Source organism: Epilithonimonas hominis (assembly GCF_003730015.1).
Classification (GTDB): Bacteria; Bacteroidota; Bacteroidia; order Flavobacteriales; family Weeksellaceae; genus Epilithonimonas; species Epilithonimonas hominis.
On record NZ_RJTU01000035.1, the window covers coordinates 1 to 14,941 of the forward strand.

Annotated in this window: 14 protein-coding genes; 10 read left to right on the forward strand and 4 right to left on the reverse strand. The window is 36.0% G+C overall.

What is annotated here, in order from left to right; all coding sequences use genetic code 11:
• Window positions 1-68 precede the first annotated feature (68 nt).
• From EGH73_RS05415 to ahcY, 6 genes are all read left to right on the forward strand, one after another.
• Window positions 69-446 carry a hypothetical protein gene (locus EGH73_RS05415; RefSeq protein WP_123281006.1) on the forward strand — a complete coding sequence of 126 codons (378 nt, stop codon included), beginning with the start codon at window positions 69-71 and terminating at the stop codon, window positions 444-446.
• Between the two features lie 252 nt (window positions 447-698).
• A complete protein-coding gene (locus EGH73_RS05420) occupies window positions 699-1,784 on the forward strand; it encodes an efflux RND transporter periplasmic adaptor subunit (protein WP_123281043.1) in 1,086 nt (361 codons plus the stop codon).
• Window positions 1,785-1,867: 83 nt separating this feature from the next.
• Window positions 1,868-5,059: an efflux RND transporter permease subunit gene (locus EGH73_RS05425; protein WP_123281007.1), complete on the forward strand. Its 3,192-nt coding sequence runs from the start codon at window positions 1,868-1,870 to the stop codon at window positions 5,057-5,059.
• 45 nt (window positions 5,060-5,104) lie between these two features.
• On the forward strand, window positions 5,105-5,245 hold the full coding sequence (locus tag EGH73_RS13985; RefSeq protein WP_184808074.1) for a hypothetical protein: 141 nt from the start codon (window positions 5,105-5,107) through the stop codon (window positions 5,243-5,245).
• Window positions 5,246-5,282: 37 nt separating this feature from the next.
• Complete coding sequence (locus EGH73_RS05430; RefSeq protein WP_123281008.1) at window positions 5,283-6,731, forward strand: TolC family protein; 1,449 nt, start codon at window positions 5,283-5,285, stop codon at window positions 6,729-6,731.
• Between the two features lie 147 nt (window positions 6,732-6,878).
• Window positions 6,879-8,192, forward strand: a complete 1,314-nt coding sequence (gene ahcY, locus EGH73_RS05435; protein ID WP_123281009.1) for an adenosylhomocysteinase — start codon at window positions 6,879-6,881, stop codon at window positions 8,190-8,192.
• Between the two features lie 202 nt (window positions 8,193-8,394).
• Here ahcY and EGH73_RS05440 read toward each other — a convergent pair whose 3' ends face one another.
• Window positions 8,395-8,910, reverse strand: a complete 516-nt coding sequence (locus EGH73_RS05440; protein WP_089770002.1) for an FUSC family protein — start codon at window positions 8,908-8,910, stop codon at window positions 8,395-8,397.
• A 139-nt stretch (window positions 8,911-9,049) separates the two neighbouring features.
• On the opposite strand from EGH73_RS05440, the gene EGH73_RS05445 reads away from it, so the two are divergent.
• On the forward strand, window positions 9,050-10,489 hold the full coding sequence (locus EGH73_RS05445; protein ID WP_123281044.1) for an aminoacyl-histidine dipeptidase: 1,440 nt from the start codon (window positions 9,050-9,052) through the stop codon (window positions 10,487-10,489).
• A gap of 58 nt (window positions 10,490-10,547) precedes the next feature.
• On the opposite strand, the gene EGH73_RS05450 is transcribed toward EGH73_RS05445, so the two are convergent.
• Entirely contained in the window at window positions 10,548-11,048 is a 501-nt protein-coding gene (locus EGH73_RS05450) for an FKBP-type peptidyl-prolyl cis-trans isomerase (RefSeq protein ID WP_123281010.1), read from the reverse strand.
• A 138-nt stretch (window positions 11,049-11,186) separates the two neighbouring features.
• Between EGH73_RS05450 and radA the strand changes: the two genes are divergently transcribed.
• The 3 genes from radA (at window position 11,187) to EGH73_RS05465 (ending at window position 13,919) form a co-directional block, all read left to right on the forward strand.
• On the forward strand, window positions 11,187-12,530 hold the full coding sequence (radA, locus tag EGH73_RS05455; protein WP_089770004.1) for a DNA repair protein RadA: 1,344 nt from the start codon (window positions 11,187-11,189) through the stop codon (window positions 12,528-12,530).
• A 183-nt stretch (window positions 12,531-12,713) separates the two neighbouring features.
• Complete coding sequence (locus EGH73_RS05460; protein ID WP_123281011.1) at window positions 12,714-13,283, forward strand: acyl carrier protein phosphodiesterase; 570 nt, start codon at window positions 12,714-12,716, stop codon at window positions 13,281-13,283.
• A 426-nt stretch (window positions 13,284-13,709) separates the two neighbouring features.
• Window positions 13,710-13,919, forward strand: a complete 210-nt coding sequence (locus tag EGH73_RS05465) for a hypothetical protein (RefSeq protein WP_089770006.1) — start codon at window positions 13,710-13,712, stop codon at window positions 13,917-13,919.
• Window positions 13,920-13,971: 52 nt separating this feature from the next.
• On the opposite strand, the gene EGH73_RS05470 is transcribed toward EGH73_RS05465, so the two are convergent.
• Both EGH73_RS05470 and EGH73_RS05475 read right to left on the reverse strand, forming a co-directional pair.
• The gene (locus EGH73_RS05470; protein WP_089770007.1) at window positions 13,972-14,340 is read right to left on the reverse strand and encodes a hypothetical protein; all 369 of its coding nucleotides are present in this window, start codon (window positions 14,338-14,340) and stop codon (window positions 13,972-13,974) included.
• Between the two features lie 68 nt (window positions 14,341-14,408).
• Window positions 14,409-14,879 (reverse strand): Lrp/AsnC family transcriptional regulator, encoded by a 471-nt coding sequence (locus tag EGH73_RS05475; RefSeq protein ID WP_027384579.1) that lies wholly within the window; start codon window positions 14,877-14,879, stop codon window positions 14,409-14,411.
• Window positions 14,880-14,941: the final 62 nt, after the last annotated feature.

A 14,941-nucleotide genomic window follows, 5' to 3' on the forward strand; every position in this document is an offset into this window, starting at 1 on the left:
TCCTAAATGCACAACAGGTTCATTAAGATTATTTTAACAATTATGTGATGTAAATTTGCAGCATCAAAATGAAAAACGCAATCGTATATATTCTAATGTTTGTATTTCTGTTATTTACAGCAGAGAACAAACAAACCCTTGATTTCCAACAAGATTTTGGAACTCAGAATATCTCGTTGCAAGTTCTTTCTTTTGCTAAAAAACACCACAAGAATCATTCATTAGAGAAAACATCATTTCAACAAATTAATGATTCTCTAGATGCTCCCGAAGAAAGTAATCTGAATTTATCCGAAGCTCTTAATTTTGTTGCAATTATAGCGACATTCGGGTTTGGTTATCTTTTACATTTATATTTCAGACAAAGAACAAAAACTTTTCACGAGCCGAAACTTATTTTTTCTTCGGTCAAAAGATTTATTCTTCTGCGTTCTATCCAAATTTAAAATTTACTTTTTCGAAAACAGAATTACCCTTATTCCAAAGTGGTAAGAATCTCTGTTGTTTTTGAAAACTTTCCTATTCAATAATTTCGAATAATCATTGCTACGATTTTAATTCTAAAATTAGATTCTAAAGTCCAGTTTTAAAACGATTATTCTTTCAACACACAATCAAAAAAAAAAAAAAAAATAAAATAAAACTTATTTAAAATGAAACCGCAAGGTTCGTTAATTCCATTAAAAAAATATAAGATTATGAACAAGAGAGTCACATTAGCTCTTATTTTCAGCACATTATTGATGATTTTAAGCTGCAAAGACAAGAAAGAAGAAAAAGAAGAAACTGTCGTTTACCCAACAACGTCTCCGGTACAAATGGACACGGTAATCAACAAAGAATTTGTTTCCCAGATACGATCCGAAAGAAACATAGAGATCCGCGCTCAGGAAAAAGGATTCCTTGAAAAAATATATGTTGATGAAGGTCAGCACGTACAAGCCGGACAAGTTTTGTTCAGAATTATGCCACAACTTTATCAGGCTGATGTTTTGAAAGCTAAAGCAGAAGTAGCACAGGCTGAAATTGAATTACAGAATGCAAGTACTTTGGCAAAAAGCAACGTGGTTTCTATTAATGAAAAAAGAATGGCAAAAGCCAAATTGGATGCTGCTAAAGCTGAATTGAACTTAGCTCAAACCCATTTATCTTTCACTACAATTAGAGCACCTTTCTCAGGAATTATCGACCGTCTTCCTCTTAAATTAGGAAGCTTGGTTGACGAAGGCGATCTGTTGACAAGCCTTTCTGATAATGGTGGAATCTTCGCCTACTTCAATGTTTCCGAACCCGAATATCTTAATTATCAGACGCATTCTGCTGAAAGAGAAAACAATCAAGTTTCGCTAATTATGGCTAATGGAGAAGTTTTCCCAAATAAAGGAACTATCCAAACCATTGAAGGTGAATTTGATAATGAAACTGGAAATATCGCTTTCCGAGCCAAGTTCCCAAATTCAAATCAATTATTGAGAAACGGAGAAACTGGAAAAATCCAAATGACGCTTCCTCTTAAAAATGCTTTAATCATTCCTCAAAAAGCGACTTACGAAATCCAAGATCAGAAATATGTTTTCGTAGTTGGCAAAGACGGTGTTGCAAGGTCTAAAAATATCAAGGTTTCTTATGAATTACCTGATATCTACATAGTTTCAGAAGGTCTTGATGTTGGAGATAAAATTTTGTTAGAAGGTGTTCAAAAAGTGAAAGACGACCAAAAAGTGGAAACTAAATTCCAAGATCCGAAAAAAGTCCTGAGCTCATTAAAATTACAAGCCAACTAACATAATGGTTAATGATTAATTGTTAATGGTAGCACTGCTTCTCATTAATAATTAACAATTGACAATTAATAATTAAAAAAATTATGTTTAAGAAATTCATTCGCAGACCAGTTCTGTCTATCGTAATCTCTTTGATTATCGTATTTATGGGAATCTTATCTTTGGTAAAACTTCCTATAACGCAATTCCCGGCTATTTCTCCGCCAAAAGTGAACATCACGGCGGAATATCCTGGAGCTAATAACGAATTGCTGATTAAATCTGTTGTAATTCCTTTGGAACGTGGACTAAACGGTGTTCCGGGAATGAAATATATGACCTCCGACGCCGGAAACGACGGAGAATGTTCCATCCAAATCGTTTTTGATTTGGGAACTGACCCAAATGTTGCTGCAGTTAACGTTCAAAACCGTGTATCATCTGTTGTTAATAAATTACCTCCGTTAGTAGTTCGTGAAGGTGTAAAAATCACGCGTGAAGAGCCGAATATGTTAATGTATATCAACCTTTACAGTGATGACCCGAAAGCCGACCAAAAATTCCTTTTCAACTATGCGGACATCAACGTAATGTCAGAATTACGAAGAGTTAGCGGCGTTGGTTTTGCTGATATCTTAGGTACTCGTGAATATGCAATGCGTATTTGGTTGAAACCTGATAGAATGACAGCTTACGGAATTTCTGCAGACGAAGTGATGGAATCTTTGAATGCTCAAAGTTTGGAAGCTTCTCCCGGAAAAACAGGTGAAAGTTCCGGTAAACGTTCTCAGTCATTTGAATATATTTTGAAATATCCCGGTCGTTTCAATAATGAAAAAGATTATGGAAATATCATTCTGAAAGCTAAAACTGATGGCGAATTTGTAAGACTGAAAGATGTTGCTGATATAGAATTCGGTTCATCAATGTATGACATCTACTCTACTTTGAATGGAAAACCGTCTGCAGCGATTACATTGAAACAATCTTATGGTTCTAATGCAAGTGACGTTATCAAGAATGTAAAAATATTAATGTCTGATTTGCAAAAAACCTTCCCAAAAGGAATGCATTACGAAATCAGTTATGACGTTTCAAGATTCTTGGATGCATCGATTGAGAAAGTAGTTCATACTTTATTCGAAGCGTTTATATTAGTAGCAATCGTGGTTTTCTTATTCTTAGGGGACTGGCGTTCTACATTGATTCCAACAATTGCGGTTCCGGTTTCATTAATAGGAACATTTGCCATAATGTCCGCTTTTGGAATTACTTTAAACTTGATTTCACTCTTTGCTTTGGTAATGGCAATTGGTATTGTCGTCGATGATGCGATTGTGGTGATAGAAGCCGTCCACGCCAAGATGGAAGAGAAGCATCTGTCGCCACTCAAGGCAACAGAAGAAGCAATGCACGAAATCAGCGGGGCAATTATCGCAATCACTTTGGTAATGGCATCAGTTTTCATTCCGGTGGCGTTTATGTCCGGTCCGGTCGGGGTTTTCTATCGTCAGTTTTCGATTACGATGGTTTCATCAATCATTTTGTCTGGAGTTGTCGCTTTGACATTAACACCGGCTTTGTGTGCAATCATTCTGAAAAACAATCACGGAAAAGAGAAAAAGAAAACACCAATCACAAGATTTTTGGATAATTTCAATAACTTATTTACAATTGGAGCCGGAAAATACCACAACTTATTGACTAAAGTTGTTACAAGAAAAATGGTAACGCTTCCGTTATTGGTTCTTTTCTGTATCGGAACATTTTTCTTGAGTAATAAATTACCTTCCGGATTTATTCCCAGTGAAGATCAAGGGATGATTTATGCGATTATTCAAACGCCTCCGGGTTCAACTTTGGAAAGAACCAATCAAATTGCATTACAGCTTCAAAAAGCTTCTGAAGATATTGATGGCGTTTCGTCTGTTTCATCTTTAGCTGGTTATGAGATTTTGACTGAAGGTACTGGTTCTAACTCCGGAACTTGTTTGATTAACCTTAAAAATTGGGACGAAAGAAAAGAATCTGCTACGGAAATCATCGAACAATTGGAACAAAAAGCCAAAGAAATTCCCGGAGCAAACATCGAATTCTTCCAACCACCGTCAATTCCCGGTTATGGAGCTGCAGGAGGTTTTGAATTAAGACTCTTGGATAAAGCAGGAAGTGGTGATTATCATAAGATGGAACAAGTCAGCAATGATTTTGTGAAAGAATTGAAAAAACGTCCGGAACTAGGTTCTGCTTTCACATTCTATTCTGCGAGTTTCCCTCAATATATGTTGAAAGTTGACAATGATTTAGCAGAGCAAAAAGGTGTAACAATCGAAAAAGCAATGGACAATCTTTCAACATTGATTGGTTCTAATTACGAAACAAGTTTCATCCGGTTCGACAGACCTTATAAAGTGATTGTTCAGGCCGGTCCACAATATCGTGCTTTGCCAAGCGATTTATTGAAATTATATGTCAAAAATGATAAAGACCAAATGGTTCCTTATTCAGATTTTATGCATCTTGAAAAGGTTTACGGATTGTCGGAAATCACGAGACATAATATGTACAACTCTTCCGAAGTGAGTGGAACGCCGGCTCCTGGATATAGTTCCGGAGATGCTATTAAAGCCATTCAGGAAGTTGCAGATAAAACTTTGCCAAGAGGTTTCGGAATCGATTGGGCTGGTATTTCTAAAGACGAAGTTTCCAGAGGTAACGAAGCGATTTATATTTTCCTGGTTTGTCTTGGATTTGTTTATCTGATTCTTTCTGCTCAGTACGAAAGTTTCATTTTACCGTTGCCAATCATTTTGTCATTACCAACGGGGATTTTCGGAGCGTTCTTATGTCTTTCACTTTTCGGATTAGAGAATAACATCTATGCACAAGTTGCAATGGTAATGCTCATTGGACTACTCGGAAAGAACGCCGTTTTGATTGTCGAATTTGCTGTGCAGAAAAAAGCAGAAGAAGGACTTTCTACAAAAGAAGCTGCGCTGCAAGGAGCGTCTTTGAGATTCCGTCCAATTTTGATGACATCGTTCGCATTTATTGCAGGATTGATTCCATTAGCTTTAGCAACTGGACCTGGAGCTGTAGGTAACAGAACCATTGGAACGGCTGCTGCAGGAGGAATGCTCATCGGAACTATTTTCGGATTGATGATAATTCCTGGATTGTATTACATTTTCGCCAACATTGCGGCCAAGTCCAAACTGACTTACTATGAAGAAGAAAATCCTTTAACAGAACAAACTGAACCTTACCAACACGATGGAAAATTTGAAGATAAATAATCCAATCAATCCAGAGGTAAAAACAATAAAAATTAAAAGACAAAAATGATAAAGCCTCGGAGAGGCAAACTGTTAATAGAAATAGACCAAGTTGTGAATTTGAGCTCCGTAGGAGCGGACTTAGACATTACGAAAACAGGTCGTTCCTACGGAACTTCTGTAAAACGAACCAATAAAATCTATTAACAGTTTGTCTCAACGAGACATTTATAAAAATTAAGGTATGACTAAATTATTTCATAATCATAAAAACATTGTCGCAACAGCATTCATTTCATTAGCATTGATTGGATGTAAAGCACCAATGGCGACTAAAATTCAGGATAGAGTAAAAGAAACCATTCCTCAGAATTTTGAAAATCAGACTGCTTCGGAAAATAATTCCGGAATCACGCCTTGGAAACAATTTTTCACAGACCCGAATCTTGTGAATCTGATTGATGAAGCTCTGAAAAATAATCAGGAATTAATGATTACACTTCAGCAAATCGAAATCGCAAAAAGCGATGTGATGTACAAAAACGGAAAATTAAGTCCGACTGTTGCAGCAAGATTAGGAGCCGGAATAGAAAAAGTGGGTCGTTACACGAGTACAGGAGCTGGTGATGCATCCACAGAAATAACCGATGGAAAAGAAGTTCCAGAGAATTTAGGAAATTTTGAAGGCGGTTTAGTTGCGAACTGGGAAGTTGATATCTGGCATAAACTGAGAACTGAAAAACAAGCTGCTGTCGCCCATTACCTGTCAACAGTTGAAGGAAAGAATTTTGTTCTGTCAAGTTTGATTGCTGAAGTTGCTGATAATTATTATGAATTACTATCTCTTGATAATCAATTGGATATTATTCATCAATATATGGATTTGCAGAAAAAAGCGCTTGAAGTGGCCAAAATCCAAAAGCAGGCAATGGCTGCAACAGAATTGGCTGTGAAAAAATTCGAGGCTGAATTGGCAAAATCCAATGCGACCGAATACGATCTGAAGCAGCAAATCACGGAAAAGGAAAACCAAATCAATGCTTTGCTTGGTCGTTACCCACAACCGATTGTAAGAACCAAAGAAAGTTTTATGTCGATTGTTCCTCAAACAGTTTATACAGGAATTCCGTCCCAGTTATTAGCGAATCGTCCTGACATCAAACAAGCCGAATTGGAATTACAATCTGCAAAATTGGATGTGGAAGCGGCTAGAAAAGAATTCTATCCAAGTCTGGAAATCAATGCAGCACTTGGTTTGGAAGCTTTTAATCCTTCATATTTGGTAAAAATGCCGGAATCGATTGCTTACAATCTGGTTGGAGAATTGGCTGGTCCGCTGATTAACAAAAGCGCGATTCAAGCGCAGTTCAAATCCGCAGATGCAAGACAAATCCAAGCTTTGTATGAATATGACAAAACCATTTTGAGCGCTTATCTTGACATTACCAATCAAATGTCGGCAATCAAAAACCTCGATAAATATTATGAAATGAAGTCTCAGGAAGTAAAAGCGCTTGACCAAGGAATCGATATTGCCAATCAGTTATTCAGAAATATGAGAGCGGATTATCTGGAAGTTCTGATGAATCAGCGTGATGCTTTGGACGCCAAAATGGAACTCATCGAAGCTAAAGAGAGACAACTAAGCACAGTTGTGAATATCTACAAAAGCTTAGGTGGCGGCTGGAAATAAACATTCATTATCTCTCTATACGCGATGCTCTCGGAATTTTTTTCGGGAGCATTTTTTTAAAATTGATAAAAATCAGAAGTTTTATTTATTAATATTTTAATTGTAATTTTGCATTTTAAAATCAGAATTAAAAACGATTCATACGATATGAGTACAACAACACAATACGTTCCTTATAAAGTTAAGGACATTTCCCTAGCAGAATGGGGAAGAAAAGAAATTACTTTGGCTGAAGCAGAAATGCCTGGTTTGATGGCTATCCGTGAAGAATACGGACCATCTCAACCTTTGAAAGGCGCAAGAATCGCTGGATGTCTGCATATGACCATCCAAACTGCAGTTTTGATTGAAACTTTGGTAGCTCTAGGTGCTGAAGTAACTTGGTCTTCTTGTAATATTTTCTCAACCCAAGACCACGCAGCTGCTGCAATTGCTGCTGCAGGAATTCCTGTTTACGCTTGGAAAGGTCTTAACGAAGAGGAATTCGATTGGTGTATTGAGCAAACTCTTTTCTTTGGAGAAGACAGAAAACCATTGAATATGATTCTTGATGATGGTGGAGATTTGACGAATATGGTTTTTGATAAATATCCAGAATTCACAAAAGATATCAAAGGACTTTCTGAAGAAACTACAACCGGAGTTCACAGATTGTACGAAAGAATGAAAAACGGAACTCTAGTAATGCCTGCAATCAACGTAAATGATTCTGTTACTAAGTCTAAATTCGATAACAAATACGGTTGTAAAGAATCTGCAGTAGATGCTGTAAGAAGAGCAACAGACGTAATGCTAGCTGGAAAAAGAGTTGTAGTTTGCGGATACGGAGACGTTGGAAAAGGAACTGCTGCATCTTTCAGAGGAGCTGGTTCTATTGTTACTGTAACTGAAATTGACCCAATTTGTGCGCTTCAAGCTGCAATGGACGGTTACGAAGTGAAAAGATTGGATACTGTTGTGGATAACGCAGATATCGTAATTACAACTACTGGTAACTTCAACATCGTCAGAAAAGAGCATTTCCTTAAGATGAAAGATAAAACGATTGTTTGTAACATCGGTCACTTCGATAACGAAATCGATATGGCTTGGTTGAACGAAAACTACGGTCACACAAAATCAGAAGTTAAACCTCAGGTGGACATATATACAATTGAAGGTAAAGAAGTTATCATCCTTGCTGAAGGTAGATTGGTAAACCTTGGTTGCGCAACGGGTCACCCATCTTTCGTGATGTCTAACTCTTTCTCCAACCAGACTTTGGCTCAAATTGAACTTTGGAACAATTCAGAAGCTTACGGAAACGAAGTTTATATGTTGCCAAAACATCTTGACGAAAAAGTAGCAGCTCTTCACCTTAAGAAATTAAGCGTAGAATTGGAAACGCTTTCTCCGGAACAAGCTGATTATATCGGTGTTTCTGTTGAAGGACCTTTCAAACCTGAGTATTACAGATACTAAGAATTGTCATCCTGAGCTTGACGAAGGATCTTAACATTATAGAAACTCTCCAATTTTTGGGGAGTTTTTTTGTTAGGAGCTTAATCCCGCTATCCGCTATATCTTTTTTGTTTTCAGAACGATAGTCCATAAAAATAACATTAGCAATAGAAAACAAAAAAGGATGTCGCTGCTATCGGGGCTATGGGTTTTGTACCTTTTATCAATGTTTCAAAAAAGTTTGACCGTAACTTTTGAACTTAGAAAAAACAAAAGTGATAATTAGCGCCACAAAACAACCTATACAAACACAAATCACACGCTCAATCGGAATCAGCCAATCGTGCGCCTGATTTTCCTCAATCAAAACAATTACCATAGCTGCAAGAGCAGAACGAAGCGTATTATCAAGCTTCAGAGCAATTCCAACCAAAATCGTCAAGGCGACACCAATACAAATCAATAAAATATTAGGAATCGGAATCAGAAATAAAATCATTCCGATCGAAGCGCCGAGAAGATTGGATTTGATTCGGTCATAAGCCAGCTTATTGCTATTATCTGGCGAAAACACGATCACAACGGAAATCAAAGCCCAATAAACTGGATATTGCGGAAGAAAAATATAAAACAGATAACAAATAGATGCGCCAATTACGCATTTTATTAAGTAAATCCATTCTGAGACGGACACTCTTAACCTTAAAAATTTGGAAAACTGTTGTATAAAATTCGACATCAATAGTTTGCTAGAATTGAAGCTTCAAAATTATAAAAGATAAAACGAATGGAAGATTCCTGAAACATTATTTATGTCATAAAGATTTCATTTTCCTTTCATAATTATTAAATTGCAACATCAAAAAATTTCAAAAAAAATGGAATATTCTCAACTGGAGCCAAAAGTGATTTGGAAAAACTTCGAAGCACTGAATTCGGTTCCCAGACCATCAAAAAAAGAAGAAAAAGTTATAAAATTCATAAAAGAATTCGGTGAAAATCTTGGATTGCCAACTACTGTTGACGAAGTTGGAAATGTCATCATCACAAAACCTGCAACCGCTGGAATGGAAAACAGAACGCCAATCGTGATGCAATCCCACCTTGATATGGTTTGCCAAAAAAACAATGATGTAGATTTTGATTTCGAAACTCAAGGAATTCAAATGTATGTAGATGGCGATTGGGTTCGAGCCAAAGGAACAACTTTGGGCGCTGACAACGGTTTGGGCGTTGCAACAATTATGTCCATTTTAGAAAGTAATGACATTGCACATCCTGCTTTGGAAGCCCTTTTCACTATTGATGAAGAAACAGGAATGACAGGTGCTTTAGCCTTGAAACCGGGACAACTGAAAGGAGAAATTCTTTTAAATCTTGATACAGAAGAAGATGATGAAATTGATATCGGCTGTGCTGGAGGTGTGGATGTTACGGCTTCTGCAAAATTTGATGTAGAAGATGTACAAGGTGAAACTTTCAAAATCGAAATTAAAGGTCTGCAAGGCGGACATTCCGGAATGGATATCATCAAAGGTCTTGGAAACTCGAATAAATTATTAGGAAGATTGCTGTTTTTAGGATTAGATAATCAAATTCAGTTAATTTCTATCGATGGTGGAAGTTTGAGAAATGCCATACCTAGAGAAGCTAAAGCAGTATTTTCAGTAGATAATTCGCAAGATTTTTCAGAAAAATTTGAAAAACTTAAATCTGAAATTCTTGAGGAGTTTGCTTCATTAGAAAAAGATTTAGTTATCCATATCGAGAAATTAGATTTATCAGAAAAAGCAATTTCTGTTGAAGATTCTAAAAAAATAGTTTTTGCAATCAATGCTACTCACAACGGCGTTTTCCGAATGAGTCCTGATGTAGAAGGCTTGGTAGAAGCGTCTAACAACGTTGCAAGAGTGGAGTTGAAAAATGGAGAAATCAAAATATTAAACTTGACGCGTTCTTCCGTAGAATCAACAAAATGGGAAGTGGCAAATCAATTGAAAGCATCTTTTGAAAGCAATGGATTGAAAACAGAATTCGGAGGTTCTTATCCCGGCTGGAAACCAAAACCTGAAGCAGAAATCATCAAAGTAATGACTGAACTTTACGAGTCTAATTTTGGCGAAAAACCATTGGTAGTCGCCTGTCACGCAGGATTAGAATGTGGAATCATCGGAGCCAATTATCCAAAAATGGAAATGGTGAGTTTTGGTCCCACGATAAAAGGCGCCCATTCTCCGGATGAAAGAGCGAGTATATCATCTGTTCAAAAATTCTGGAAATATACTCAGGAGATTCTGAAAAATATTCCTAAAAAATAATTTATACCAACAAAAAATGCTCATCTAATTAGACGAGCATTTTTTTTAAATCATAATCCTAGTGACCAGAATGTCCATCAGCACCGTGTGCGTGACCGTGCGCCAATTCTTCTTCCGTTGCAGGACGAGTGTTCAAAATCTCAACATCGAAATGTAAAGGTCTTCCTGCCATTGGATGATTAAGGTCTACAACCACAGCTTCTGGAGTAACTTCTACAACCAAAGCTTGGAAATTATTCCCTTGATTGTCGGACAATGGTAGAACCGCCCCAACTGGAGGCAATTCTTGTCCTTGGAACATATCCACAGGCAACTGAGTAACAGCTTGAGGATCTCTTTCTCCGTACCCTTCGCTTGGTTCGATAGTGAAAGATGTTGTTTCGCCAATATTCAAGTTCTGAATTTCTTGTTCAAATTTCGGAATCATCATTCCTACACCGTAAAGAAACGTCATTGGGTTTTCTGCAGAAGTCTCTTCTACGAAAACTTTTTCTCCTGCTTCATCATTAGTATGTAGAACGTATTTCAAAGTTACTACGTGATTTTTGTCTAATGCCATTTTTAAAAAATTTTAATTATCTGATAATATCAATATGTATACGAATGGCAAATTTACTCTTTTCAAAATAAAACGTTAATCCTCTTTTTAAAGCGTTTCTAATTTTTTACTTTCCAAAATTTTCTGGAACTTAGCAGAATGGCAAAACTCAAAACTCAATATTTCTGTCAGAACTGTGGCGCGCAATATTCCCAATGGCACGGGCAATGCAAAACTTGTGGAGAATGGAATACGCTTGTGGAAGAAATTGTGGAAAAATCAACAAAATCTGTTGTTGCTAAATCTAAATCTTCCATCATCAACATCATCGAAGTCGAAACCAATGAAGAGCCGAGAATCAAAACACCTTCCGAAGAACTGGACCGAGTTTTAGGTGGAGGAATTGTTTTGGGGTCTGTAACTTTGATAGGTGGCGAACCCGGAATTGGAAAATCGACTCTGCTTCTTCAATTAGCTTTAAAAATGAAGAAGAAAATTCTTTATGTTTCCGGAGAAGAAAGTGCGTCGCAAATAAAAATGAGAGCCGACCGTTTAGCCGAAGTCAAAAATCCAAACTGTTTCCTGTTTACTGAAACTAATGTTGAGAAAATCCTGCACGAAGCCAAGAAATTGATGCCTGATTTTATGATTATCGATTCTATCCAGACGCTTCAATCTCAATTGATAGAAAGTTCGCCAGGAACGGTTTCTCAAATCCGGGAATGCTCTAACGAAATCATCAAATTTGCCAAAGAAAATAACATTCCAGTTTTCCTCGTTGGTCACATTACGAAAGATGGACAAATCGCAGGACCAAAAGTTTTGGAGCATATGGTAGATGTGGTCCTGAATTTCGATGGCGATAGAAATCATCTTTTCCGATTGCTTCGGGCCAATAAAAACCGTTTCGGTTCTACATCAGAAATTGGGATTTACGAAATGATTTCACAAGGTTTGAAAGAAATTAAAAATCCATCTGAAGTACTTATTACCAAAAAATCTGAAGAACTTTCCGGCAATTCTGTTGCAGTAACTTTGGAAGGCAATCGACCGATGCTGTTGGAAATTCAGGCTTTGGTTTCAACCGCAGTTTATGGAACGCCACAAAGAAGCTCGACTGGTTTTGATTCCAAAAGATTGAATATGCTTTTGGCAGTTTTAGAAAAAAGAGCAGGTTTCCAACTCGGCGCAAAAGATGTTTTCCTCAATATCACAGGCGGAATTAAAACAGATGATCCAGCTTTGGATTTAGCAGTTGTAGCTTCAATTTTATCAAGTAATGAAGACATTGCAATCTCTGAACATTATTGTTTTGCAGGAGAAATTGGCTTAAGTGGTGAAATCCGTCCGATTGCACAAGCGGAACAAAGAATTACTGAAGCAGAAAAATTGGGTTACGAGAAAATCTTCATTTCCAATCTTAACAAACTTCCGAAGAAAAAATTCGGAATTAAAATTGAGGAAATCAGTAAAATTGAGGATTTTGTGGAGTTACTATTTTAATCAAAATTTCAAATCATGAAAACTTGGACCCAATATATTTTTTTGATTCTTGCCATCGGAAGTTTACTGTATAACATTTATGATGGGTTTCAAAATAATTTCGAAAATGGCTTTTACACAATAATTAGTTTTTCTTTATTCAGTATATTAGCCATAAGTAAATTTACCAAACATCCTTCATAATTGAATTATCTCGCCCACTCGATACTTTCTTACACCAACGGACAACTTGTTGGGAATATGATTGCGGACTTTATAAAAAATAATGAGCGAGAAAGTTTTCCATTGGAAATTCAGGAAGGGATTAAACTTCATCGGTTTATTGATACATTTACAGACACTCATCCAGCAGTTTCAGAAGCCAAGAAGATTTTCAGTCCACTAGTCAGACTATATTCGGGTGCATTTGTAGATGTTGCTTTTGATTATTTTGTTGCTCATTATTACCCAGAAAAGGAATTGAGAAATCATTCTCTGAAAGTTTATAAAATACTTTGGGAAAATGAAAAATGGCTTCCCGAAAATTATAAAAAAATGCTTGTAAGGATGCAGCAAGATGATTGGTTGACCAATTACAGAACGGATCAAGGCATAAAATTTAGTATGCAGAATGTTCTTAACAAGGCTAAATATCTGGAAAAAGACATTTCTATATTTGAAGTTTTTCTTGATAACAAAGAAAAATTAAAAATGTATTTTGAATGTTTTTTTCCAGAGTTAATAGATCAATCTAAAAAAAATTTCCTGTCATAAGTAGGCTTATTAAATATTTGTTACCAATTTCTGTAATGCGACTTTAAAAATGACATTGAAATCTGATTTTTATGTTATTTTTTTTAATAATTTTGAAGTTAGGTTAAGATGTGGTACTATCAAAAAAAATAATAGACATCCTTGTAGTTCTTTCATTCCTAAATGGAGCGAAGGCGCAACAATACGCTACCAAAAAAATTGATAGACTTATAGCTCTTTCTTTTTCAGCTTGCTAATAGGCATCAAGCACTTCAAATATGTGCGAAAACCTACCAGCTGTCTGACGCTGTAGGATATTATCCCGGCAAAGCCCAATCCCTTAATGCCAATATCAACTCATACATTGGCCTCGTTGAGCGGGAAAAAGCACTCAGATCCGCCAATAAGTTATACAAAATTGCAAGCAGCGAAAGCGATGACTATTATATGGGGCAAGCTCTGATGGCACAAGCTCTTTCTTACGCTTATTTTGGTTTTTTTGAAAAGGCTCTCAAAATCAATAAGGACGCAGAAGTCATTTGCAGCAAAATAAAAGATAATGATGAATTTTATAGCTCTCTGGGACAAGTTTATGCTGGTAGAGCAGAAATCAATCTGCATGATAAAACAGATTTTGCACTGAAATTATCTTTTTAAACTGACTTAAAAAAAAGCTCCGGCAGATTGATTGCGGAGCTTTAACTTTATATTATCGGAGATATTTCCATCTAGGAATAATTTCTAAAAGTCCAAGACCTATAAATAGAAATAAAACTGTAATATCAGAATACAAATAAGTACTCAGGAAATAATTATGCAGTCCGAAATGCAGCATAATCAATATAGGAAAAAAAATTACGCCAGCTTTCCTATTAAAAATAATTAGTACCCAACTGAGAATTGCCAAAATATCAATTCCAAGAGTGTAATAAAAAAAACCAAAAGGAATATTGATAGCTTTATGCTGAGATAGCTCCGCAAGATCGGTATTGACACTTAAAAAAAACACAAGCAGAATCAGCCCGAAGATGATATAGAAACTTTTATTTTTTCTAAATTTTTCAGCTAATGAATTCATAATTTAAAATTACTAAAAAAGAGCTTAATAAATAAGCTCTTTCCAATAGAAAATCTTCTACTAACTAACTATATACTAACCGCATTTATAAGACGGTTCTTATCACTGATATACTCTTCCATAGAGATCATACTCTCTGTTCTCATGACATCCTGAATATCATCGATTTGATAGATGATTCTTTTTGCATCTTCAGTATTCTTTGCTTTCATTTTACAAAAAATATTATATTTTCCTGAAGTCACACTTGCTTCTACTACATTTGGAATCAATGCCAATTGTTTAAGAACTTCCTGAGTATGATTGGACTTAGTAAGTAGAATACCTATGAAAGCTGTAAAATTATAGTCTAATTTACCGTAATCTATATTTAAAGATGACCCTAAAATAATTCCCGCATCTTCCATTTTCTTTACCCTTACGTGTATTGTTCCTGCTGAAACATCCATTTGTTTAGCAATCTCTGTGAAAGGCATTCTTGTATTTTCTACCAGGAAGTCAAGAATTTTTTTATCGATATCGTCTAATTGATAATTCATTTCGATTTTATTATTAATTTAAAATAAACTTATTTTTTTTGCAAATTTAAAAAAATTAATTT